At 59.7% G+C, this 20,861-nt stretch carries 24 protein-coding genes, 3 tRNA genes and 1 rRNA gene; 15 read left to right on the top strand and 13 right to left on the bottom strand.

Going from position 1 to position 20,861, the window contains the following annotated elements; translation table 11 throughout:
• Window positions 1-261: 261 nt before the first annotated feature.
• The 3 genes from SynTAK9802_RS02485 to SynTAK9802_RS02475 form a co-directional block, all read right to left on the bottom strand.
• A tRNA-Ala gene (locus SynTAK9802_RS02485) sits at window positions 262-334 on the bottom strand.
• 9 nt (window positions 335-343) lie between these two features.
• A tRNA-Ile gene (locus SynTAK9802_RS02480) sits at window positions 344-417 on the bottom strand.
• A gap of 184 nt (window positions 418-601) precedes the next feature.
• Window positions 602-2,087, bottom strand: a 16S ribosomal RNA gene (locus SynTAK9802_RS02475).
• A 683-nt stretch (window positions 2,088-2,770) separates the two neighbouring features.
• On the opposite strand from SynTAK9802_RS02475, the gene SynTAK9802_RS02470 reads away from it, so the two are divergent.
• Window positions 2,771-4,228, top strand: coding sequence for a glycoside hydrolase 100 family protein (locus SynTAK9802_RS02470; RefSeq protein ID WP_186497108.1), 1,458 nt, complete (start codon window positions 2,771-2,773; stop codon window positions 4,226-4,228).
• A 76-nt stretch (window positions 4,229-4,304) separates the two neighbouring features.
• Here SynTAK9802_RS02470 and petD read toward each other — a convergent pair whose 3' ends face one another.
• Together petD and petB are read right to left on the bottom strand one after the other, a co-directional pair.
• A complete protein-coding gene (gene petD, locus SynTAK9802_RS02465; protein WP_006851144.1) occupies window positions 4,305-4,787 on the bottom strand; it encodes a cytochrome b6-f complex subunit IV in 483 nt (160 codons plus the stop codon).
• A 39-nt stretch (window positions 4,788-4,826) separates the two neighbouring features.
• A complete protein-coding gene (gene petB, locus SynTAK9802_RS02460) occupies window positions 4,827-5,483 on the bottom strand; it encodes a cytochrome b6 (RefSeq protein ID WP_011363493.1) in 657 nt (218 codons plus the stop codon).
• Window positions 5,484-5,550: 67 nt separating this feature from the next.
• Between petB and ctpZ the strand changes: the two genes are divergently transcribed.
• The 7 genes from ctpZ (at window position 5,551) to SynTAK9802_RS02425 (ending at window position 10,231) form a co-directional block, all read left to right on the top strand.
• A complete protein-coding gene (gene ctpZ / locus SynTAK9802_RS02455; protein WP_186497106.1) occupies window positions 5,551-6,828 on the top strand; it encodes a carboxyl-terminal processing protease CtpZ in 1,278 nt (425 codons plus the stop codon).
• Window positions 6,825-8,090: an HD domain-containing protein gene (locus SynTAK9802_RS02450; protein ID WP_115132279.1), complete on the top strand. Its 1,266-nt coding sequence runs from the start codon at window positions 6,825-6,827 to the stop codon at window positions 8,088-8,090. Before ctpZ ends, SynTAK9802_RS02450 begins: the two co-directional genes overlap by 4 nt.
• Window positions 8,091-8,097: 7 nt before the next feature.
• Window positions 8,098-8,736 carry a septum site-determining protein MinC gene (gene minC / locus SynTAK9802_RS02445; protein WP_186497944.1) on the top strand — a complete coding sequence of 213 codons (639 nt, stop codon included), beginning with the start codon at window positions 8,098-8,100 and terminating at the stop codon, window positions 8,734-8,736.
• A gap of 56 nt (window positions 8,737-8,792) precedes the next feature.
• The gene (minD, locus tag SynTAK9802_RS02440) at window positions 8,793-9,605 is read left to right on the top strand and encodes a septum site-determining protein MinD (RefSeq protein WP_006849989.1); all 813 of its coding nucleotides are present in this window, start codon (window positions 8,793-8,795) and stop codon (window positions 9,603-9,605) included.
• Between the two features lie 4 nt (window positions 9,606-9,609).
• Window positions 9,610-9,918, top strand: a complete 309-nt coding sequence (gene minE / locus SynTAK9802_RS02435) for a cell division topological specificity factor MinE (RefSeq protein WP_006851856.1) — start codon at window positions 9,610-9,612, stop codon at window positions 9,916-9,918.
• A complete protein-coding gene (locus SynTAK9802_RS02430; RefSeq protein WP_186497105.1) occupies window positions 9,915-10,169 on the top strand; it encodes a response regulator transcription factor in 255 nt (84 codons plus the stop codon). The genes minE and SynTAK9802_RS02430 overlap by 4 nt, the downstream gene beginning before the upstream one ends.
• Window positions 10,160-10,231, top strand: a tRNA-Thr gene (locus tag SynTAK9802_RS02425). Before SynTAK9802_RS02430 ends, SynTAK9802_RS02425 begins: the two co-directional genes overlap by 10 nt.
• Window positions 10,232-10,240: 9 nt before the next feature.
• On the opposite strand, the gene SynTAK9802_RS02420 is transcribed toward SynTAK9802_RS02425, so the two are convergent.
• From SynTAK9802_RS02420 to SynTAK9802_RS02400, 6 genes are all read right to left on the bottom strand, one after another.
• Complete coding sequence (locus SynTAK9802_RS02420; RefSeq protein WP_186494614.1) at window positions 10,241-10,414, bottom strand: hypothetical protein; 174 nt, start codon at window positions 10,412-10,414, stop codon at window positions 10,241-10,243.
• Entirely contained in the window at window positions 10,411-11,025 is a 615-nt protein-coding gene (locus tag SynTAK9802_RS02415) for an L-threonylcarbamoyladenylate synthase (RefSeq protein WP_255487811.1), read from the bottom strand. Before SynTAK9802_RS02415 ends, SynTAK9802_RS02420 begins: the two co-directional genes overlap by 4 nt.
• A 13-nt stretch (window positions 11,026-11,038) precedes the next feature.
• Complete coding sequence (gene prmC / locus SynTAK9802_RS02410; protein ID WP_186497104.1) at window positions 11,039-11,944, bottom strand: peptide chain release factor N(5)-glutamine methyltransferase; 906 nt, start codon at window positions 11,942-11,944, stop codon at window positions 11,039-11,041.
• Window positions 11,923-12,075 (bottom strand): hypothetical protein, encoded by a 153-nt coding sequence (locus SynTAK9802_RS12740; RefSeq protein ID WP_370586386.1) that lies wholly within the window; start codon window positions 12,073-12,075, stop codon window positions 11,923-11,925. The genes prmC and SynTAK9802_RS12740 overlap by 22 nt, the downstream gene beginning before the upstream one ends.
• A gap of 70 nt (window positions 12,076-12,145) precedes the next feature.
• Entirely contained in the window at window positions 12,146-12,940 is a 795-nt protein-coding gene (locus SynTAK9802_RS02405; protein ID WP_370586370.1) for a DNA-processing protein DprA, read from the bottom strand.
• Window positions 12,941-13,049: 109 nt separating this feature from the next.
• Window positions 13,050-13,454 (bottom strand): thioesterase family protein, encoded by a 405-nt coding sequence (locus SynTAK9802_RS02400; RefSeq protein WP_186497103.1) that lies wholly within the window; start codon window positions 13,452-13,454, stop codon window positions 13,050-13,052.
• A gap of 82 nt (window positions 13,455-13,536) precedes the next feature.
• On the opposite strand from SynTAK9802_RS02400, the gene SynTAK9802_RS02395 reads away from it, so the two are divergent.
• Window positions 13,537-14,385 carry a universal stress protein gene (locus tag SynTAK9802_RS02395; RefSeq protein ID WP_186497102.1) on the top strand — a complete coding sequence of 283 codons (849 nt, stop codon included), beginning with the start codon at window positions 13,537-13,539 and terminating at the stop codon, window positions 14,383-14,385.
• A 1-nt stretch (window position 14,386) separates the two neighbouring features.
• Here SynTAK9802_RS02395 and psbM read toward each other — a convergent pair whose 3' ends face one another.
• Window positions 14,387-14,491, bottom strand: a complete 105-nt coding sequence (gene psbM, locus SynTAK9802_RS02390; protein WP_025362091.1) for a photosystem II reaction center protein PsbM — start codon at window positions 14,489-14,491, stop codon at window positions 14,387-14,389.
• Window positions 14,492-14,550: 59 nt separating this feature from the next.
• Window positions 14,551-15,027 (bottom strand): 2Fe-2S iron-sulfur cluster-binding protein, encoded by a 477-nt coding sequence (locus SynTAK9802_RS02385; RefSeq protein WP_115080260.1) that lies wholly within the window; start codon window positions 15,025-15,027, stop codon window positions 14,551-14,553.
• Between the two features lie 182 nt (window positions 15,028-15,209).
• Here SynTAK9802_RS02385 and psbB point away from each other — a divergent pair, with 182 nt between their 5' ends.
• The 6 genes from psbB (at window position 15,210) to metK (ending at window position 20,859) form a co-directional block, all read left to right on the top strand.
• The gene (psbB, locus tag SynTAK9802_RS02380) at window positions 15,210-16,769 is read left to right on the top strand and encodes a photosystem II chlorophyll-binding protein CP47 (RefSeq protein WP_114987403.1); all 1,560 of its coding nucleotides are present in this window, start codon (window positions 15,210-15,212) and stop codon (window positions 16,767-16,769) included.
• A 21-nt stretch (window positions 16,770-16,790) separates the two neighbouring features.
• Window positions 16,791-16,886, top strand: coding sequence for a photosystem II reaction center protein T (locus tag SynTAK9802_RS02375; RefSeq protein ID WP_011128841.1), 96 nt, complete (start codon window positions 16,791-16,793; stop codon window positions 16,884-16,886).
• 213 nt (window positions 16,887-17,099) lie between these two features.
• Window positions 17,100-17,582, top strand: a complete 483-nt coding sequence (gene nrdR, locus SynTAK9802_RS02370; protein WP_115010537.1) for a transcriptional regulator NrdR — start codon at window positions 17,100-17,102, stop codon at window positions 17,580-17,582.
• A gap of 147 nt (window positions 17,583-17,729) precedes the next feature.
• Entirely contained in the window at window positions 17,730-18,821 is a 1,092-nt protein-coding gene (locus SynTAK9802_RS02365; RefSeq protein WP_115010536.1) for a 30S ribosomal protein S1, read from the top strand.
• A gap of 5 nt (window positions 18,822-18,826) precedes the next feature.
• The gene (locus SynTAK9802_RS02360) at window positions 18,827-19,600 is read left to right on the top strand and encodes an HAD family hydrolase (protein ID WP_186497101.1); all 774 of its coding nucleotides are present in this window, start codon (window positions 18,827-18,829) and stop codon (window positions 19,598-19,600) included.
• 23 nt (window positions 19,601-19,623) lie between these two features.
• The gene (gene metK, locus SynTAK9802_RS02355; RefSeq protein ID WP_114987395.1) at window positions 19,624-20,859 is read left to right on the top strand and encodes a methionine adenosyltransferase; all 1,236 of its coding nucleotides are present in this window, start codon (window positions 19,624-19,626) and stop codon (window positions 20,857-20,859) included.
• Window positions 20,860-20,861: the final 2 nt, after the last annotated feature.

The following is a 20,861-nucleotide window of genomic DNA, read 5'->3' as shown; positions in this document are numbered from 1 at the left end:
ATTCAAAACAATGCATCTGTAAGATGCTTTGTTTTTTCCAGACTCACCTATGCAGTTGTCAAGGTTCTGCTAGAACTTCAAATCAAATCATCAATTGCTTGATCATTTGATCCGAGCCCAGCATCTTATCAACCAAATTCAAGGCATCAACCTAAAACTTGGAATGACAGGAAGCTGGGGTCATCCAGCGGACACATCTAAATCACACTCCAATCGAGCTCAACTCCAAAAGAATTGGAGATGGGAATCAAGTTCGGTCAGTGGAGGTTAGGAGACTCGAACTCCTGACATCCTGCTTGCAAAGCAGGCGCTCTACCAACTGAGCTAAACCCCCAACACCGAATGGGCCATCCTGGACTTGAACCAGGGACCTCACCCTTATCAGGGGTGCGCTCTAACCACCTGAGCTAATGGCCCAGGAGTCTCATCCCTTTTGGGGTGTGACCTAGACAAAGTTTAGGAACTGAAAATCTCCATCAAGCAATCAACATTGCTGCTGATCCTTGACTTCAAAGCTGAGGTACCGATCGACCTAAGGTGACAGGATTTCGGCCTAAGAATAAAAGCACTCAGGCATCAAAATCATTGTGTTGTCTCCCTGTTAGGAGGTGATCCATCCGCACCTTCCGGTACGGATACCTTGTTACGACTTCACCCCAGTCATCAGCCCCACCTTCGACGTCCTCCTCCACAAGGGTTGGAGTAACGGCTTCGGGCGTGGCCAACTTCCATGGTGTGACGGGCGGTGTGTACAAGGCCCGGGAACGTATTCACCGCAGTATGCTGACCTGCGATTACTAGCGATTCCGCCTTCACGTAGGCGAGTTGCAGCCTACGATCTGAACTGAGCCACGGTTTATGGGATTTGCTTGTCCTCGCGAACTTGCTGCCCTTTGTCCGTAGCATTGTAGTACGTGTGTAGCCCAGGATGTAAGGGGCATGATGACTTGACGTCATCCACACCTTCCTCCGGTTTATCACCGGCAGTCTCTCTAGAGTGCCCAACTAAATGCTGGCAACTAAAGACGTGGGTTGCGCTCGTTGCGGGACTTAACCCAACATCTCACGACACGAGCTGACGACAGCCATGCACCACCTGTCACTGCGTTCCCGAAGGCACTCTCCTGTTTCCAAGAGATTCGCAGGATGTCAAACCCTGGTAAGGTTCTTCGCGTTGCATCGAATTAAACCACATACTCCACCGCTTGTGCGGGCCCCCGTCAATTCCTTTGAGTTTCACACTTGCGTGCGTACTCCCCAGGCGGAACACTTAACGCGTTGGCTACGACACCGAGGGGGTCGATTCCCCCGACACCTAGTGTTCATCGTTTACGGCCAGGACTACAGGGGTATCTAATCCCTTTCGCTCCCCTGGCTTTCGTCCATGAGCGTCAGTGATGGCCCAGCAGAGCGCCTTCGCCACTGGTGTTCTTCCCGATATCTACGCATTTCACCGCTACACCGGGAATTCCCTCTGCCCCTACCACACTCAAGCCCAACAGTTTCCACTGCCATGATGGAGTTAAGCTCCACTTTTTAACAGCAGACTTGAAGGGCCGCCTGCGGACGCTTTACGCCCAATAATTCCGGATAACGCTTGCCACTCCCGTATTACCGCGGCTGCTGGCACGGAATTAGCCGTGGCTTATTCATCAAGTACCGTCAGATCTTCTTCCTTGATAAAAGAGGTTTACAGCCCAGAGGCCTTCATCCCTCACGCGGCGTTGCTCCGTCAGGCTTTCGCCCATTGCGGAAAATTCCCCACTGCTGCCTCCCGTAGGAGTCTGGGCCGTGTCTCAGTCCCAGTGTGGCTGATCATCCTCTCAGACCAGCTACTGATCGATGCCTTGGTGAGCCATTACCTACACCAACTAGCTAATCAGACGCGAGCTCATCCTCAGGCGAAATTCATTTCACCTCGCGGCATATGGGGTATTAGCAGCCGTTTCCAGCTGTTGTCCCCCTCCTGAGGGCAGATTCTCACGCGTTACTCACCCGTCCGCCACTAACCCGAAGGTTCGTTCGACTTGCATGTGTTAAGCACGCCGCCAGCGTTCATCCTGAGCCAGGATCAAACTCTCCGTTGTAGATCATTTCCTCTTAGACGTTTTCACGCCCTCAAAATGATTTGCGTCACCCATTACTCAGTTAAAACTAGCAACAGTTGATGCCTCCTTTCGCTGACACAAAAGGGTTCTTAAGAGTGCATCTCTAGATTTCTCTGTCAATGACTTTCCGGGATCTCAGATCCGGTTGTTGCTCCACAATTCGCACACCGGCAACAAGAGAGCTCGTGAAAACCCTCTCGTTGCAGCGAATTGCTTCAGCGCAACGAAATTTTTTGACGGGACCTCACACCTTCATCGCTCTTTCATTCGGCTCCTCACCTCACCTCTCGGTTCGGCTCAGAACCAAACGCGATGAAAGCGTCAGTTCCTAAACTTTTCAATTGTCCAGGTGCGACCAGACTGTTCCTCACTCCCTCTCAGGAGATCGGTTGGTTGGTCATCGCGGCCTCTCGCGACCGCTTGAAGAACTTACAACACCGTGGGATCGCTCCCTCTTGGTCCCGTAAGCCGCCTCAGACACATCAAGACTTTCGCCTCAAGCGCTTCGGCTTGCGCGCTCGCCTCTCGGCTCCCGCGCAAGACAAAAACATAACACCACATCCCCCGAGGTCGCAATGGGCAAGCCGCATTGAAGATCTGAAGGGTTGCTTCCACTGGCGAAACCCATTGCCAGAACTACGTTTCAGTTGGAGGTCACCGCGATGCCAACGCGTTTCACCGAACAAAGCCAGCGTTTCCGCCCCAACTCAAACGAAGAGCAGGTGCTGCAAAAAGCACGGGAACACTTCGAAGCCACGCTGATTGGTATCCAGGGGGAACTCGCCGGCAGCGTTGCCGCGATGGAACATCGCCGCGCTGACGACGCCCTCAACTACGGCGAGATCTTCCTGCGGGACAACGTTCCCGTGATGATCTACCTGATGCTGGAAGGCCGCTTCGCCATCGTGAAGCAGTTTTTGAGCGTCAGCCTTCAGCTCCAAAGCACCAACGTTCAAACCCGCGGTGTCTTCCCCACCAGCTTTGTGGAGGAAGAGGGAGAACTGGTTGCCGACTATGGCCAGCGCTCGATCGGTCGCATCACCTCAGTGGATGCAAGCCTCTGGTGGCCGATTCTCTGCTGGATCTACGTCAAACGCAGTGGGGACATCGACTTCGGTCGCAGTCCAGAAGTGCAACGCGGTTTACAACTGCTGCTCGATCTGGTTCTTCACCCCAGCTTCGAAGGCACACCGGTGCTGTTCGTTCCCGACTGCGCGTTCATGATTGATCGCCCCATGGACGTGTGGGGCGCTCCACTGGAAGTGGAGGTGCTGCTCTTCGCAGCGCTGCGCAGCTGCGTTGGGCTGATGGAACTCTGCCAACGCCACGAGAACAGCGTTCTTCTGGGGGAACGATTGCGGCTGAGCCGGCAATGGACCCATGACTTGCGGCAGTTCCTGCTGAAGCACTACTGGGTGACCAGCAAAACGATGCAAGTGCTTCGGCGACGGCCCACAGAGCAGTACGGCGAAAACCAGCACCACAACGAATTCAACGTTCAACCCCAGGTCATCCCCGACTGGTTGCAGGACTGGCTCGAAAACCGTGGCGGTTACATGATCGGCAACATGCGGACCGGACGACCGGATTTCCGCTTCTACTCCTTGGGAAATTCCCTGGCATCACTGTTCGGGTTACTGACCGCGCCACAGCAACGGGCCCTGTTCCGACTGGTGCTCCACAACCGTGACCACCTCATGGCCCAGATGCCGATGCGCATCTGTCATCCCCCCATGGAGGGCGTGGAATGGGAGAACAAAACGGGCTCCGACCCCAAGAACTGGCCCTGGAGTTATCACAACGGTGGCCACTGGCCGAGCCTGCTCTGGTTTTTTGGTGCGTCCATCCTTCTGCACGAACGGCTGAATCCACAGGCCGACGTGTTGCTGATGGGGCAAATGAAAACACTGTTGGACGAGTGCTACTGGAGCCATCTCAACCAACTGCCCCGTCAGCAGTGGGCTGAATATTTCGATGGCCCCACAGGAACCTGGGTTGGACAGCAATCACGCACGTATCAGACCTGGACCATCGTTGGTTTTCTGCTGATGCACCACTTTCTCCACGTCAACCCAGACGACGTGCTGATGCTCAACCTCGACGAATCGATGGGTCACTGACGAACCACCGCAGCCATGGCACAAAAAAACCCCGGCTCGGGGAGCCGGGGTCCATCAGCTGAACTCGAAGAACGGATCAGAACAGTCCGAGGGTGAGCGACTTGTCGATCGGAAGAGCTGCACCAATACCGAGGTAGATGGTGACAAGGGTTCCGGTCAGGAAGACAGTCATCGCCACGGGACGACGGAAAGGGTTCTGGAACTTGTTGAAGCTCTCGATGAAAGGAACAAGCATCAGACCCAGGGGAACCAGGGTTTGCAGAGCAATACCCAGAAGCTTGTTGGGAACAACCCGCAAAATCTGGAACACGGGGTAGAGGTACCACTCAGGAAGAATTTCCAGAGGGGTGGCGAAGGGATCAGCCTTGTCAGCGAGCATGGCTGGATCCAGGACAGCCAAACCAACCACACAGGCGATGGTACCGAGGATCACCACCGGGAAGATGTAGAGGAGATCGTTGGGCCAGGCAGGCTCGCCGTAATAGTTGTGACCCATGCCCTTGGCGAGCTTGGCCCGCATCTTGGGATCAGAGAGATCAGGCTTCTTGAGAATGTGCATCGTTTAGTCCAGGTGTTGAGGGAACAGTAGGAACGCAGATCACAAGGGACCAGAAATGCCCTGCTTCCGGATCATCAGGAAGTGCATGAGCATGAAAACCGCCAGCAGCCAGGGCATCACGAAGGTGTGAAGGCTGTAGAAGCGGGTGAGCGTGGCCTGGCCAACGCTTTCACCACCGCGAAGCAGTTCCACCATGAAATCGCCAACAACAGGGATGGCAGCAGGGACGCCGGAAACGATCTTCACGGCCCAATAACCAACCTGGTCCCAGGGGAGGGAGTAACCGGTCACACCGAAGGACACGGTGATGACTGCCATGGTCACGCCGGTGACCCAAGTGAGCTCACGGGGACGCTTGAAGCCGCCGGTGAGGTACACGCGGAACACGTGCAGGATGAGCATCAACACCATCATTGATGCGCTCCAGCGGTGCACAGAGCGGATCAGCCAACCGAAGCTGACGTCGGTCATCAGGTATTCGACCGACTTGTAAGCCTCAGCAACGGTGGGCTTGTAATAGAAGGTCATCGCGAACCCGGTCGCGAACTGGATCAGGAAGCACACCAACGTGATGCCCCCCAGGCAATAGAAGATGTTGACGTGGGGGGGCACGTACTTGGAACCAATGTCGTCAGCAATGTCCTGGATTTCCAGACGTTCCTGGAACCAGTCGTAAACCGGTGATGAGTTCGCCATGCACAAGCGGGCTCGAGTTGCGAAAGTCTACTGAGCACGCTTCTGCCACTGAGGCGAACCCACCGCGATGTATCCAACTGTTAACGATCTTTCAGACTGGCTGCGGCGCAGAGGTTTTCAGGCGCTGAGGCAACTGATCGCAGCGTCTCTTTGCTGCTTTTTGGTGCTGGGCAGCGCTTGCACAGCCGTTGCACTTAGCGACACACAACAGCTCGTGGTGGACAGCTGGCGGCTTGTGAACCAGGGCTTTTGGAACCCAGAGCAACTTGATGCGGTGCGTTGGAAGCGTCAACGGCAGAAGGCCATGGAACGCAGCATCGAGAGCAGCAACGATGCCTATGCAGCCATCGAATCAATGTTGGCTCAGCTGGGCGACCCCTACACGCGGCTGCTTCGTCCAGAGGACTACACGGCGCTGAAGAACAGCACCAACGGCAGCCTCAGCGGTGTGGGCTTGCAACTCGGGCCGGATGAAAGCAGCAATGGTGTTGTGGTGATTTCTGCCCTCGAGGGTTCACCTGCCGGCGAGGCGGAGATCACCAGTGGCACGCAATTGCTGTCTGTTGACGGCAAGGACGTGGTGGATCTGGGTCTGGAGGGAACCGTGGCAGCGCTGCGTGGAGACGTGGGTTCGCAGGTGGTGCTGACGCTGGACAACGGCAGCGGAGAAACAAGCGAGCTGACCCTGGAACGCCGCAGCGTGGACCTCAGGCCGGTGCGCACAAGGCGCTTGCGCAGCGGCAGTCACACCCTTGGCTATCTGCGGATCACCCAATTCAGCGAAGGGGTCCCCGAACAGGTGAAAGAAGCCCTCACAGAACTGCAGAACAAGGAGATCGAAGGATTGGTGCTCGACCTCCGCAACAACTCAGGCGGCTTGGTAAGCGCTGGATTGGCGGTCGCCGACGACTTCCTTTCCGGTGGCGCCATCGTTGAAACCCGCAACCGCGAGGGCATCAATGACACCATCCAGGCCAGTCTCCAGACGGTGTACGACGGACCGATGGTCACCCTCGTGAACGGAGGGACGGCAAGTGCGAGTGAAATCCTGGCTGGCGCCCTCCAGGACAACGAACGCGCCACCCTTCTCGGAGGACAGACGTTCGGCAAAGGGCTGATTCAAACGCTGACCAACCTCAGTGATGGCAGCGGCCTCGCCGTGACCGTTGCTGGCTACGTGACACCGAGTGGACGGGATATTCAAGGGGAAGGCATCGCTCCCGATCGTGGGTTGTCAGATCCGGAACCCCTGAACCCCGGCGGTGAGGGTGATCGCTGGCTCTCGGAAGCTGAGCAATGGATGGAGGCCCTGCTTGAACAACCCGCTGACGAGACCGAGGCATGAGTCAGCGGACCTATCACGACCCTCTGCATCGCGGCATTGGTCTTGACCGCCAAGCCCCAGCCGAGGGAATGGTGATGGACCTGGTGGACACGGCGCCATTCCAGCGCCTGCGACGCATCCGCCAGCTGGGTCCGGCCTACCTCACCTTTCACAGCGCTGAATCCAGTCGATTCACCCACTCGCTGGGGGTCTTTCATCTGGCACGCCGTGCGTTTGAGCGGATGCTGCCGTTGGCACCCGAGTTGGAGACGTATCGGGGGCTGCTCTACGGAGCTGCTTTGCTCCATGACATTGGCCATGGCCCCCTCAGCCACACCGGCGAAGAGATGTTTGGCCTGCACCATGAAGCGTGGTCAGCGCGGGTGATCCGGCATCACCCAGAGATCCATGACTGTTTGGAGAGCCATGCATCCGGCACGGCTGAGGAGGTGGCGAACCTGCTGGAGCATGGACGCAGCCCTCACCCCCTGATCAAACACCTGGTCAGCAGTCAGCTGGATTGCGACCGACTGGATTACCTCCTGCGCGACAGCTACAGCACCGGAACGCGCTACGGGCAACTGGATCTCGACCGCATCCTGGGAGCACTGACCCTGGCCCCTGACGGGGACATGGCCATTCATCCCAAGGGTCTGATGGCTGTGGAGCACTACCTGGTGGTGAGAAACCTCATGTACAGGAGCGTCTACAACCACCGATTGAATGTGGTGTGCAACTGGCTGCTGGAAAAACTGATCCTGACGGCACGACAACTGGGGCCTGACCAGGTGTGGGCTGATGAGGTGATGGCCACCTGGCTCTGGCAACCAGACCAGATCCGCTTGGAGGACTTCCTCGCTAACGATGACCAACGCACCGGCTACCACCTCCAGCGTTGGCAAGCCGAAGCGCCAGCAGCCCTGGCTGAACTGAGTGGGCGTTTCCTGGATCGACGCCTGCTCAAAGCAACGGCCGTTGAACATCTGTCCCCGGCGGATCAACTGCAATTGCTCGCAACAGCCAGGCGCCTGGCCGATCGTCATGGCCACGACCCTGAACTCTGCTGCGGATTGCGTCATCAACAGCTGCGCGGATACCACCCCTATCGAGGCGGCTTGCGCCTCTGGGACGGGCAACAACTCCAAGCCCTGGAGAAAGCCTCTCCCCTGGTCGCAAGTCTGGCGACCCCGGCGGCAACCTCCTGGTTGATTCACCCCCGCGACATCAGCAACGAACTCAGGCAGGAGATGGACGTTGAATGGCCCCGAGCAGCAGCAGCGTGAAGCAGCCATGACCTTGAGGCTTCCCGACCAGCGCCTTGATCACTGGAGGGATCGTTTGCCGGATCTGCTGAGCAGGTGTTTCCAGCCGATTGTTGATCTCGATTGCGGGGACTGGGTCCTGACCTGCAGCGACCTCGCTGATTTGTGCGCCGCCGTGAGCGAGGCAGGCCATCAACTCGGACGCATCACCGGCCAGGCAGCCGAGACCGTCGTGAGTGCTTCAGCCTTGGGACTGGACGCAAGCCGGTCCAACACGCCGTCCAGCCGTGAACTCCAGCCCAATCCTGTGGCGAAAGCCCCTTCCGAGCTGTTGTTTCACCACGGAACCCTGCGCTCCGGTGACCATCTCCAAAGCGAGCGCACCATCCTTCTCTATGGCGATGTGAATCCCGGAGCGCGGATCAGTTCAGCCGCTGATGTTTTGGTGTGGGGTCGCCTGCGGGGCGTGGCCCATGCCGGATGTGAGGGGTCAACAACCGCGAAAATCGTTGCCCTGCAGCTGCGGCCACTGCAACTGAGAATTGCTGACGTTGTCGCCCGAGGCCCCGAGGATCTGCCCCAGGCGGGTTTGGCCGAACAGGCCGAGCTCAAGGATGGCGTGATCGCCATTGAACCCGCCGTCATCCAGAGCTTTCAAAAACGTTGACGTCGTTGTCAGGCCCAAAAGCCAGATTATTCTGGCCGCACCAAAGCAGAACCCTGGTGTCGACGACCCGAACCATCCTCATCTGTTCTGGCAAAGGCGGTGTCGGAAAAACAACGACCACGGCAAACCTTGGGATCGCCCTTGCTCGCCAAGGCGCCAAGACCGTGGTTCTTGACGCGGACTTCGGTCTGAGGAACCTCGATCTGCTCCTGGGCCTGGAGAACCGCATCGTCTACACCGCTCAGGAGGTGCTGGCCGAGACCTGCCGGCTGGAGCAAGCCCTGGTGAAGCACAAGCAGGAGCCCAATCTGGCCCTGCTCCCTGCGGGCAACCCTCGGATGCTCGAGTGGCTCAAGCCCAAGGACATGCAGGCCATCGTTGCTCTGCTGGAACGCCAGTTCGATTACGTGTTGATCGACTGCCCGGCAGGCATCGAAGACGGATTCAAAAATGCCGCGGCCGCAGCACGAGAAGCAGTGGTGATCACCACCCCGGAAGTGGCCGCCGTGCGGGACGCTGATCGGGTAATCGGGCTTCTGAACACCCAGGGCGTGCAGCCTGTGCAGCTCGTGCTCAACAGGGTGAGGCCGAAGATGATGTCGAACCAGGAAATGCTCTCGGTGGACGACGTCACCGACATCCTGGCGTTACCTCTTCTGGGGCTTGTTTTTGAAGACGAACAGGTGATCGTGAGCACCAACCGTGGTGAACCCTTGACCCTGAGTGATTCGTCGTCCCCAGCGGCCCAGGCCTACGGCAACATCGCTCAACGGCTTCAGGGTGAAGACATTCCTCTGATGGACCCCTCCCAGGCCCGCCGCGGCCTCCGCGCCAGGATGCGCAAGCTGATGCAAACCCGGATTTTCTGAGGCGATGACACTCAAGGAATTCATCGACAAACTCCTGCGCCGTCAGCCCGCCAGTGCAGAAACAGCCAAAGAGCGGCTGCAGTTGGTGCTGGCCCACGACCGCAGCGACCTCAATCCGGAGCTGCTCGAGCAAATGCGGCGCGAGATCCTCGAAGTGGTGGCTCGCTACGTGGAGATCGACCTCGCTGAAGGTGATGTGAGCCTCGAGACGGAAGATCGCGTCACCGCCCTGGTGGCCAACCTGCCGATCCGTCGCCCGATCGCCCAACCCGCAAAGGTGGAACCCTCTGAGCAGCAACCTGCTCAAGCTTGAAACCTCGAATCCCGAACCTCCTCACCCCCGCTGAACAGCGGGTGGTGCTGTTGTTGCTCGAAGGCCTCAACAACCGAGCCATCGCCCAGCGTTTGGTGATCAGTCATCGCACCGTTGAGTGCCACATCAGCAGGGCACTCCGGAAAAGCGGATGTCGCAATCGACTCGAGCTGGTGCTTTGGCTGATTCGCGATCAAGACCCCGCCTGGAATCCCCTGGCAGCCGGTACGATGCAGCCCATGCCGGCTTAGCTCAGCGGTAGAGCAGCGCTTTTGTAAAGCGAAGGCCATCGGTTCAAATCCGTTAGCCGGCTTGATCTGGATCAGGGCGACGTACTGCGGTCTGATTCGCCTGCCAGCAGCCAGATGAAGAACAACCCCAACAGCCAGGGGAGAAGATTCAGTTGAAGCGTCCAGGTGAAGACCGCTTCAAGGGGTTCCAGCACCCAATGAAGCAAGGCCATCACCAGCAGGCAGAGCCCAACAAGCGAAATCACTCGAGCACCTCAACCCTTGCTGGAATCACAGCACCCCGGCGCGCCAGGCGCCAGCGTCCTTCCTCCACCCAGACCAACACCGTGCTGGCCTGGCCCGAGGGTTGAGGCCAGGGCTGGGGACCCAGCTGCGCGACATCAGGGAAAACCAGAGCCGCCTCTGCTGCGGTCATGCTGGCGGGTTCACCGGAGCGATTGGCACTGGTGGTGGCCAACGGCCCGCTGATCTGAAGCAGCGCACGGGTCTGCTCACAGGCCGGAATGCGGCAGCCCAGGGTTGTTCCACCTGGGTTGAGATACCGGCCTGCACCACCATCACGGGCAGGTAACACCAGCGTGAGCGCTCCAGGCCAATAGCGCTCAGCCAAAGCTTCAACCTCCCGATGGCAGGGCCCCTCAACCTCTTGGAGCAAGTCATTGACGGATGCACCCATCAAAATGAGGGGCTTATCGGCTGGTCGGCATTTCAAGCGCCAGAGGGTCTGGGCTTGATCGGGAAGCACCGCCAGGCCCGGCAACGTGTCGGTGGGAATGATGGCGGCTTCACCGGCACGAAGCCGCAGCGCCAGGTCGGAGGCGGCCAGAACCGGAGCAGGCATGAATCCTTCCTTCATCGCAGGAGTTGCATCAGCTTGATGCGGCAGGTTTGCAAGCAAGCGCAAAGCGAAGGGTCCCCTCAAGATCAGCGGCCGCTCTGACCTCCACCAAGCCGGCATCCCGCAGAAGCTGCGTCACCTGAGCGCTCTGGTCGTGGTGGTGTTCGAGCAGAAGCCAACCTCCGGGCGACAGCCCCATTAGGGCGCCATCCACCACCGTGCGGATCGCATCCAAGCCATCTGCTCCCCCAAGCAACGCCAAGTGAGGTTCGTGGTCACGCACCACAGCCTCAAGACCGTCAACCACAGCACTGGGGATGTATGGAGGATTGCTGACCACCAAATCCAGGCTTCCCCACCAGCTCTTGAGGGGAGACCACCACGACCCGAGGTGCAGCGAACAGTTGTGATGCGGGGCGCAACGCTCAAGATTGCGTTTTGCCAACTGCAAGGCATCGGAACTGAGGTCGACGCCATGCCCTGGTGCCGTGGGCCAGGCACGGGCCAAAGCCACAGCGATGGCTCCTGAACCAGTGCCGAGGTCAGCCCAACAAGCGGGAGGGGTGGCTTTGAACTGGCTCATGGCCAGATCCACCAGCAGTTCCGTTTCCTGACGGGGAATTAATGCGGCAGGCGACGACTCAAGCAGCACATCCCGCCAGGGACAGAGCCCAACCAGGTGCTGGAGGGGAACATTCCCATGAAGGTGACGCTCCCACAGCTCAGAGAGCACCTCAAGGGACTGCTCCAGGGCGACGGTGCGCGTGGGGTCCAGCAACAGCCGTTGCAGGCTGGCCCAACGAAGACCAGCGGCCAGATCAAGCAGCCAATCCAGATCAGCCGCGGTGCCACCCCGGGCGAGTTGTTGGCGCCGCCACTGCAACACATCAGTGCCGGCAACGGTTGTGCAGTCTCTCAAGGCCGAGGCTTGCGCCAATGCAATCCAGATTCACACAGCAGTTCGCGCCGACATTCGAGCGCCAAAAGCTGGGGGGCCAGCTCAGCGGGGGAGCACTGCAAACGAAGCACCAGCTGATCCAAGGTCGCCCCTGAGCCAATGGCCTCCATCAACCGTTGATGCTTGCCGCGTGACTCCTCTGACCTCAACGGGCCCTCGCCAATGGAAGCGAGCAGATCCTCAGGGTGAATCAAGGCAGTCGCACCATCGCGAAGCAGGGCATTGCTGCCACGACAGGACCAACGGCGGGCATCCCCCGGAACCACCCATATGTGGCACTGCATCCGGCTCGCCCAGCGGGCCGAAATCAATGCTCCGCTGCGTTGCGGACACTCCAACCACCACGAGCGCCTGAGCAAAGGCCACCAACCAACGGTTCCGCGCCGCGAAGTGCCCTGGGCGCACACGGCAGCCGGACCGACTCGGACTGATCAACAGCCCTTGCCTGCCGACCTGCTGTTGCAACGATCGGTGGTGGGCTGGATAGACACGGTCCAAGGGTGTCCCCAACACCGCGATGGGTGCACCGTTTCTGGCCACACAGCCGCGATGGGCTGCAGCATCAATCCCTTCCGCAAGACCACTAAGGACGGGCCAACCCGCCTCGGCCAGACCACGGCCCAGTTCTTCAGCCATGACAAGACCATGGTCCGAGGCGGAACGCGTGCCCACCACTGCGATGGCTGTGCGGGCATGGATGTGCCGAAGCAGCGATCGATCCCCTTCGACGTAGAGCCCGGAAGGGGGTGCCTGCACATCATCCAAGCAAAGAAGCCAACCAGGATCACCCGGCAAAAGGGCACAAGCAGGCACGTCAAGCTTCGGAGCAGCCCCGTACTCGAACCTGTAACGCTCAACGTCGCGCAAACAGTGCGCCGGCCAAGCCAGCGCCTGGCCCAAGCGTTCGATCGGCCACCCCCAGAGCTGATCAGGGCCGATGGCTTGGTCGCGGCAAAGCCTGCGCAGATCAGCCATGCGGGCGTTGCCCAAGCCAGGGCAACAGGTCCAGAGCCACCACCACCCCCGCACCAGCCCCGAGCAAGTACATGTGCACTAGCACGGCAGCGGTGGCTCAGGGCTCGATTCAGAGCGATTGGCGCACCAGCTGATCCATCACCTCCTGCAGCTGCGCCGGCACGCGCCTGAGTACGCGCCCCTCACGCACCATCACCAGATTCACCGTCGCCTCCGCAACCACCGCGTCTCCGCAGACAAAGCGTGAGATCCATGGCCAGCGCACCCCCTGCTGACCAGGGCATCGGCTTTCAACACACACTTCGTCGCCGTGCCGGAGCGGCTGGCGGTAATCCAGGTGAAGGGACACCACCGGCATATCGACGCCCATCGCGGTCATGGCGGCATAGCCAAGGCCCGCAGCCTGGAGGGCCTCAACCCTGGCCTCCTCAAGCCACTGCACATAGGCCCCATGCCACATCACACCGGCGTAATCGGTGTGCTGTGGCAGCACACGCTTGTTCAGGGTGTACATGATCCGCGTAACGCTGTGACATCAGCCTCTCTCCACGGAGGCAACCACCCATAGGCTTCCGCAGAGGCTGCTTCATCTCCCTGTGTTCAGGAACCTTCTGATTGCCGACTCGGGCAAGGGTCACGTCGAGGAAATGATCCGGATGCTCCAGGACATTCCCAGCCTGAAGGCCGCAAAAATCAATTTGCTGCATGTGGTGTCGGAGCAAAGCAAGTCGCAATCCGACGGCCATCGCGACGAAGCAGAAAACCTCTTGAACAGCGCAATCACGCGCATGGGCCTGAGCCCGGCAAGCGTGAGCACCTTGATTCGCGAGGGCGACACCAAACAGACCGTGCTCAAGGTTGCCGATGAAGTTCAGGCCGACCTGATCGTGATGGGATCCCGCGGCCTGGGACGGCTTCAATCGATCCTGGCCAACAGCACCAGCCAATACGTCTTTCAGCTGTCCACGCGGCCGATGCTGCTGGTGCGGGATGACCTCTACGTCAAGCATGTCAACCGCGTGATGGTGACGATCGACGGAACAGGCGTTGGGGACGACGCTCTGCGCACGGCCTGCGAACTGGTGCGTGAAATCCCTGGCGGAACGCTCACCGGGGTTCATGTCGTACGCCAGGAGTCAGCACCCTCTCGGGGAGGCCGCACAAAAGCAGACGAGGTTCTTGACGCCGCTGTTCAGCGGGCCAGGGGTTTCGGTGTCGACATGAAAGCCATCCACACCGAAGGGAAGGACATCGGTCGCAGCGTTTGCCAGGCTGCATCGGAATGCAACGCCGACCTGGTGGTCATCGCCTCTCAGGACCGACGTCCTCTTGTCGCCAGAGGACTGGTGGATTTGGACAAGCTTCTGGGTGGATCAGTCAGCGACTACATCCGAGTGCACGCACCAGCCCCTGTGCTGCTGGTGCGTGAGCCTGAACAAGGCTGAATCAGGCCTCGTTGTTCTGCGTGCCGATGTAGAGCACGATCAGGAAGATCGCCGGAACCAGGATGAAAAGGAGGCTGGCGACGAATCCGAGATCGTTGGTTTCCATGGCCGTTGGAGGGATCCAGGCGAAGGTATCACCGACAAGAGGCCTGGGGAGCGTCTGCCCTAGGCCTCGTCACCGGCGGTAGCAGCCTTGGCATCTCGGCCGTCGCCATCGCCCCCATCCTGCTCCTCCTCATCGAGCTCACTGGCCGGAGGCGCTGGCCATGCTGTGGGACCCGCCGGCAGCGGGGCCTGCCTGGCGGCAGCCAATCTCGAATCGGCATTGGCGAGCCTCACCTGAGGCCGGGTGAGAACCATGACGGACTTCTCCACCAGGGCCTGGCATGCCAAACGCCACTCCTGGGGTCGGCGGCGCAACTTGCTGTCTTCGACGGCAGTGCGTGCCGTCAGCGCATCGGCGTTGTCTTCGTCGACCACGGAAACGAAGCATGTGATGCACTGACCACACCCTCCGCAGTTGCCCAGCTGCCCCTTCAGGCCGTAGAGCTCGATGCCCTCGCGACGGGCCACCTCACGCAGATTCTCACCGGGGTAACACTCCACATCACGCCCTTCGCGAACAAACCGGATAACGGGCATGAGCTCACAAGCAACCAGCCCCCATCATGGGCTGAAGCATTGCGTTTTGTGAACAGCAGGGGGCTGACTTTCATGTCACTGACCGTTGCGGGCAGGCCACTTTTCCCCCGCCCCATGGACTGAAGCCCTTACGATCGCCCATGTCTGACTGCATAAGCAGTCTTGTCCCCCGAACCTGACCCATGGGATTGCCCTGGTATCGGGTGCACACCGTTGTCATTAATGACCCGGGCCGCCTTCTGGCTGTGCACCTCATGCATACAGCCCTCGTAGCCGGCTGGGCCGGCTCCATGGCTCTCTATGAGCTGGCCATTTTCGATCCGTCTGATCCTGTCCTGAACCCGATGTGGCGTCAGGGCATGTTCGTGATGCCTTTCATGTCCCGCCTGGGCGTGACCGGCAGCTGGGGTGGATGGAGCATCACCGGTGAAACGGGTGTTGATCCAGGCTTCTGGAGTTTCGAGGGCGTCGCTGCCGCTCACATCGTTTTCTCCGGCCTGATGATGCTTGCCGCCATCTGGCACTGGACCTACTGGGATCTTGAGATCTGGCAGGACCCCCGTACCGGCGAGCCTGCTCTCGACCTGCCGAAGATCTTTGGCATCCACCTGCTTCTCGCTGGACTCGGCTGCTTCGGCTTTGGTGCTTTCCACCTCACTGGCGTCTTCGGGCCAGGCATGTGGATCTCTGACCCATATGCACTAACAGGTCATCTCGAGGCGGTTCAACCGTCTTGGGGACCCGAAGGTTTCAACCCCTTCAATCCCGGTGGAATCGTTGCCCACCACATTGCTGCTGGCATCGTCGGCATCATTGCTGGCATCTTCCACATCACCACTCGTCCGCCCGAGCGTCTCTACAAAGCGCTTCGGATGGGCAACATCGAAACCGTTCTGGCCAGCGCCATCGCAGCCGTGTTCTTCGCCGCCTTCATTGTGGCTGGAACCATGTGGTACGGCTCTGCTGCGACTCCCGTCGAGCTGTTTGGCCCCACCCGTTACCAGTGGGATCAGAGCTACTTCAAGACTGAGATCAACCGTCGCGTACAAACCGCGATGGACGATGGCGCTACCCAGGAAGAAGCCTTCGAGGCCATCCCTGAGAAGCTCGCCTTCTACGACTACGTCGGCAACAGCCCTGCCAAGGGCGGTCTGTTCCGAGTGGGTCCGATGGTGAACGGTGATGGCCTGGCAACCGCTTGGGTTGGTCACATCGCATTCAGCGACAAAGAAGGACGCAACCTCGAAGTCCGTCGTCTGCCGAACTTCTTCGAAAACTTCCCTGTCGTTCTGGAAGATGAGCAGGGCATCGTCCGTGCCGACATTCCTTACCGTCGTGCGGAAGCCAAGTTCTCCTTCGAACAACAGGGCGTGACCGCCAAGGTGTTCGGTGGAGCACTCGACGGCCAGACCTTCACTGACCCTGCCGACGTGAAGCGCCTTGCACGCAAGGCTCAGCTGGGTGAAGCCTTCGACTTCGACCGTGAGACTTACAACTCTGACGGTACGTTCCGTAGCTCGCCACGCGGCTGGTTCACCTTCGGCCATGCCACCTTCGCGCTGCTGTTCTTCTTCGGCCACATCTGGCACGGTGCCCGCACCCTGTACCGCGACGTGTTCGCTGGTATTGATCCCGACCTCGGAGATCAGGTGGAGTTTGGCCTCTTCGCCAAGCTCGGTGACAAAACCACCCGTCGCCTGCCCGAGGGCTATGTTCCCCCCGCTGGAACTCCTCTCAACTGATCGCCCTCTAGGAACAACACGATGGAAAGCTTCGCTTACGTCCTCATCCTTACCCTTGCGATTGCCACCCTCTTCTTCGCAATCGCCTTCCGCGATCCGCCGAAAATCGGTAAGTGATTTGATCTCCCAAAACCCCGCCTCGGCGGGGTTTTTTTATGCTTTCCATCACCCACCGTCGCAAGCCGGTCTCGTCCGCGCGAGCGGATCACAGCAGTCTCACGTCAGCAACAGCCGTCGACGCAATCCTCAAATGAGACTGATGTCCACGAGGCCCTTCTCAAGTCTCAAATCAGTGTCTACAGTTGGTGCAACTAATTGATGCCCTCGGGGATGCAGTGCCCCTCCTGCCAAAACACAGATAGTCGCGTTCTCGAATCCAGGGCAGCGGATGGTGGACGCAGCGTGAGACGACGGCGTGAATGCCTCAACTGTGAATTTCGCTTCACCACCTACGAACGGGTGGAGACCGTTCCGATCACGGTGATCAAACGCAACGGCAACCGTGAAATCTTCAGTCGCAGCAAGTTGCTGCACGGCTTGAATCGAGCTTGCGAGAAAACGGGCTTGGACACCTCTCGGCTCGAATCCCTCGTGGAAGAACTCGAACTGAAACTCCAGCAACGCACCGGCAAGGAAGTGAGCAGCACCGAGATCGGTGAATTCGTGCTGAGGGATCTCAAACAGATCAGCGAAGTGGCCTACATCCGGTTCGCATCCGTTTACCGCCAGTTCCGAGGCATCGACGACTTCGTCTCGACTCTGGAAACACTGAACGCCGATCAGGAACAGAACCATCTGGCCACTGTTCGCTGAATCGGTTCGTTGAACCCGTGCATGCCATCGCTGCGCAAGAAGAGCTGTCGGTCGTATCTGTAAACTCAGAAGTTCTCCGTGGAACGTCGGCGGGCGTTCCATGCGATTTTTTCGAACTACCCACCTGAGGTAGACCGCCAGCCCCCCATGTCTGCGACTCCGACAGAAGATCAGATCCAGGATCAGGTTCAGGACGCGAACGCCACAGAAGCCTCTGCAGAAACCGCCGCCGCCGAACAGGCGTTTGAGGGTGAGGATCTGAGCATTCCTGAAGACGTCCCCACTGCGGATGATCCAACCAGCCGCGCCGCCAGCCGCAGCCTGGACGACGCCGGATTCACCCTGGATGAGTTCGCGGCTCTCCTCAGCAAGTACGACTACAACTTCAAGCCTGGCGACATCGTCAACGGCACGGTCTTCGCCCTGGAATCGAAGGGCGCCATGATCGACATCGGCGCCAAGACGGCTGCCTTCATGCCTCTGCAAGAGGTGTCGATCAACCGGGTCGAGGGTCTGAGCGACGTGCTCCAGCCCGGTGAGATCCGTGAGTTCTTCATCATGAGTGAGGAGAACGAAGATGGTCAGCTGGCGCTGTCGATCCGTCGGATCGAGTACCAGCGGGCATGGGAGCGGGTCCGCCAGCTCCAGAAGGAAGACGCCACCATCTACTCCGAAGTGTTTGCCACCAACCGTGGTGGTGCCTTGGTGCGCGTGGAAGGTCTGCGGGGCTTCATCCCCGGATCCCACATCAGCACCCGCAAGCCGAAGGAAGAACTGGTTGCCGACTTCCTGCCTCTGAAGTTCCTCGAGGTGGACGAGGAGCGCAACCGCCTGGTGCTCAGCCACCGCCGCGCCCTGGTGGAGCGGAAGATGAATCGCCTGGAAGTGGGCGAAGTTGTGGTGGGTACCGTCCGCGGCATCAAGCCCTACGGCGCCTTCATCGACATCGGTGGTGTCAGCGGTCTGCTGCACATTTCCGAGATCAGCCACGAGCACATCGAGACCCCCCACTCGGTGCTGAACGTGAATGATCAGATGAAAGTGATGATCATCGATCTGGATGCCGAGCGCGGCCGGATTTCGTTGTCCACGAAGGCTCTCGAGCCCGAACCTGGCGACATGCTCACCGACCCCCAAAAGGTGTTCGAGAAGGCCGAGGAAATGGCTGCTCGCTACAAGCAGATGCTGATGGAGCAGGCCGAAGAGGGCGAAGATCCGATCAGCTCCATGATGATCTGAGCCTGATGGCCCAACTGCTGCTGAAGGGACATCCCATCGGCAATTTCCAAGGGGTGCTGTTCGATAAGGACGGCACCCTTTCCCATAGCGAGCCACATCTGCTGGCCTTAGCAGACGCACGCATCAACAAAGCCGTCAAGGTTGCTCAGGAACAAGCCCCTGCGCTGAACCTCTCTGAGCTGAGCCACACCTTGCGCAGAGCGTTTGGTGTTGATCAAGGAATGCTCGATCCCGGCGGAACACTGGCGGTTGCCTCCAGGCAAGACAACATCGCCTCGACTGCAACGGTGTTCTGCCTGATGGGCTGCTCATGGCCCCAGGCTCTCTCCCTGGCCCACACCTGCTTCGACGCGGTTGACCAGGAGGGCCTGATCGACACAACCCCAAGCCCGTTGATCAACGGGGCTGGGCAACTGCTGCGGAACATGCACCAGCAGGGCGTCACCGCAGCTGTGATCAGCAACGACACCCATTCCGGCATTGAAGAGTTCCTGGCTCACCATCAGCTCGGCGCAGGCATTGCAGGAATCTGGAGTGCTGAAGACCATCCGCGCAAACCCGATCCACAGGCCGTTCTGGAGCTGTGCAACAGGCTTGGACTGCCACCCCAACGGTGTGCCTTGGTTGGCGATGCGGAGACCGACCTTCAGATGGCCCTCGAGGCCGGTATCGGCGGTGTGATTGGCTTCACCGGTGGCTGGAAGCGTGCTCCGGAACTGCCATCAGCCCAGCATCTGCTCCACAACTGGACCGACCTCGCCCTCAGCACAGGCGCGTAAAGTCGCTCGATCTGGAGCGCCGAATGAGCCGTTACGTCTTTACGTCCGAGTCCGTCACCGAAGGGCATCCCGACAAGATCTGCGACCAGGTGAGCGACGCCGTTCTTGACGCTCTGCTGGCCCAGGATCCCGCCAGCCGCGTGGCCTGCGAGACCGTTGTGAACACCGGCCTCTGCATGATCACCGGTGAGGTGACCTCCAAGGCGCAGGTGGATTTCATTCACCTGGTGCGCAACGTGATCAAGGAGATCGGTTACAGCGGCGCCCGGGCCGGTGGCTTCGATGCCAACAGCTGTGCGGTGCTGGTGGCCCTCGACCAACAGTCCCCCGACATCGCCCAGGGCGTAAACGAGGCCGACGACCACGCCGGTGATCCCCTCGATCTGGTGGGTGCCGGCGACCAGGGAATCATGTTCGGCTACGCCTGCAACGAGACGCCCGAGCTGATGCCGTTGCCGATCAGCCTGGCCCACAGGCTGTCGCGCCGCCTGGCCGAAGTGCGCCACAACGGAACCCTGGGTTACCTGCTCCCCGATGGCAAAACCCAGGTGAGCGTCGTCTACGAAAACGACAAGCCCGTCTCGATCGACACGATCCTGATCTCCACCCAGCACACCGCTGAAGTGGACGGGATCAGTGATGAGCAGGGCATCCGCGAGCGCATCACCGAAGACCTCTGGACCCATGTGGTGGAGCCGGCGACCGCCGATCTGGCCCTCAAGCCCTCCCGTGAGGCCACCAAGTATCTGGTGAACCCCACCGGCAAGTTCGTGGTGGGCGGCCCTCAGGGCGATGCCGGTCTCACCGGCCGCAAGATCATCGTGGACACCTACGGCGGCTATGCCCGCCACGGCGGTGGTGCTTTCTCCGGCAAGGACCCCACCAAAGTGGACCGTTCGGCCGCCTACGCCGCGCGCTACGTGGCCAAGTGCCTTGTGGCCGCAGGGCTCGCCGAACGGGCCGAAGTGCAGTTGAGCTACGCCATCGGCGTGGCCAAGCCCGTGTCGATCCTGGTGGAATCCTTCGGCACCAGCGCACTGGCCAACGATGCCCTCACCGCCTTGGTGCAGGAACACTTCGATCTGCGCCCCGGCGCCATCATCGAGACCTTCGGTTTGCGCAACCTTCCCCAGCAACGGGGCGGCCGTTTCTATCAGGACACTGCGGCTTACGGCCATTTCGGGCGCAACGACCTCAACGCGCCCTGGGAAGACGTGACAGCGAAAAGCCAGGAGCTGAAGCAGGTCGCCGCGGCCTGAAG

It is taken from the genome of Synechococcus sp. TAK9802 (assembly GCF_014279535.1).
Classification (GTDB): Bacteria; Cyanobacteriota; Cyanobacteriia; order PCC-6307; family Cyanobiaceae; genus Parasynechococcus.
This window is presented reverse-complemented; position numbering and strand designations above follow the sequence as displayed.

Excerpts from the sequence above, each read along its gene's own strand:
- SynTAK9802_RS02405 (WP_370586370.1), bottom strand. The coding sequence starts at position 12,940 with ATGGCTGATCTGCGCAGGCTTTGCCGCGACCAAGCCATCGGCCCTGAT.
- petB (WP_011363493.1), bottom strand. The coding sequence starts at position 5,483 with ATGGCGAACTCATCACCGGTTTACGACTGGTTCCAGGAACGTCTGGAA.
- SynTAK9802_RS02375 (WP_011128841.1), top strand. The coding sequence starts at position 16,791 with ATGGAAAGCTTCGCTTACGTCCTCATCCTTACCCTTGCGATTGCCACC.
- SynTAK9802_RS02360 (WP_186497101.1), top strand. The coding sequence starts at position 18,827 with ATGGCCCAACTGCTGCTGAAGGGACATCCCATCGGCAATTTCCAAGGG.
- ctpZ (WP_186497106.1), top strand. The coding sequence starts at position 5,551 with ATGTATCCAACTGTTAACGATCTTTCAGACTGGCTGCGGCGCAGAGGT.
- SynTAK9802_RS02415 (WP_255487811.1), bottom strand. The coding sequence starts at position 11,025 with ATGAAGGAAGGATTCATGCCTGCTCCGGTTCTGGCCGCCTCCGACCTG.
- petD (WP_006851144.1), bottom strand. The coding sequence starts at position 4,787 with ATGCACATTCTCAAGAAGCCTGATCTCTCTGATCCCAAGATGCGGGCC.
- metK (WP_114987395.1), top strand. The coding sequence starts at position 19,624 with ATGAGCCGTTACGTCTTTACGTCCGAGTCCGTCACCGAAGGGCATCCC.
- nrdR (WP_115010537.1), top strand. The coding sequence starts at position 17,100 with ATGCAGTGCCCCTCCTGCCAAAACACAGATAGTCGCGTTCTCGAATCC.
- SynTAK9802_RS02365 (WP_115010536.1), top strand. The coding sequence starts at position 17,730 with ATGTCTGCGACTCCGACAGAAGATCAGATCCAGGATCAGGTTCAGGAC.
- psbB (WP_114987403.1), top strand. The coding sequence starts at position 15,210 with ATGGGATTGCCCTGGTATCGGGTGCACACCGTTGTCATTAATGACCCG.
- minE (WP_006851856.1), top strand. The coding sequence starts at position 9,610 with ATGACACTCAAGGAATTCATCGACAAACTCCTGCGCCGTCAGCCCGCC.
- SynTAK9802_RS02450 (WP_115132279.1), top strand. The coding sequence starts at position 6,825 with ATGAGTCAGCGGACCTATCACGACCCTCTGCATCGCGGCATTGGTCTT.
- SynTAK9802_RS02385 (WP_115080260.1), bottom strand. The coding sequence starts at position 15,027 with ATGCCCGTTATCCGGTTTGTTCGCGAAGGGCGTGATGTGGAGTGTTAC.
- minC (WP_186497944.1), top strand. The coding sequence starts at position 8,098 with ATGACCTTGAGGCTTCCCGACCAGCGCCTTGATCACTGGAGGGATCGT.
- SynTAK9802_RS02400 (WP_186497103.1), bottom strand. The coding sequence starts at position 13,454 with ATGTACACCCTGAACAAGCGTGTGCTGCCACAGCACACCGATTACGCC.
- psbM (WP_025362091.1), bottom strand. The coding sequence starts at position 14,491 with ATGGAAACCAACGATCTCGGATTCGTCGCCAGCCTCCTTTTCATCCTG.
- SynTAK9802_RS12740 (WP_370586386.1), bottom strand. The coding sequence starts at position 12,075 with ATGGAGGCCATTGGCTCAGGGGCGACCTTGGATCAGCTGGTGCTTCGT.
- SynTAK9802_RS02470 (WP_186497108.1), top strand. The coding sequence starts at position 2,771 with ATGCCAACGCGTTTCACCGAACAAAGCCAGCGTTTCCGCCCCAACTCA.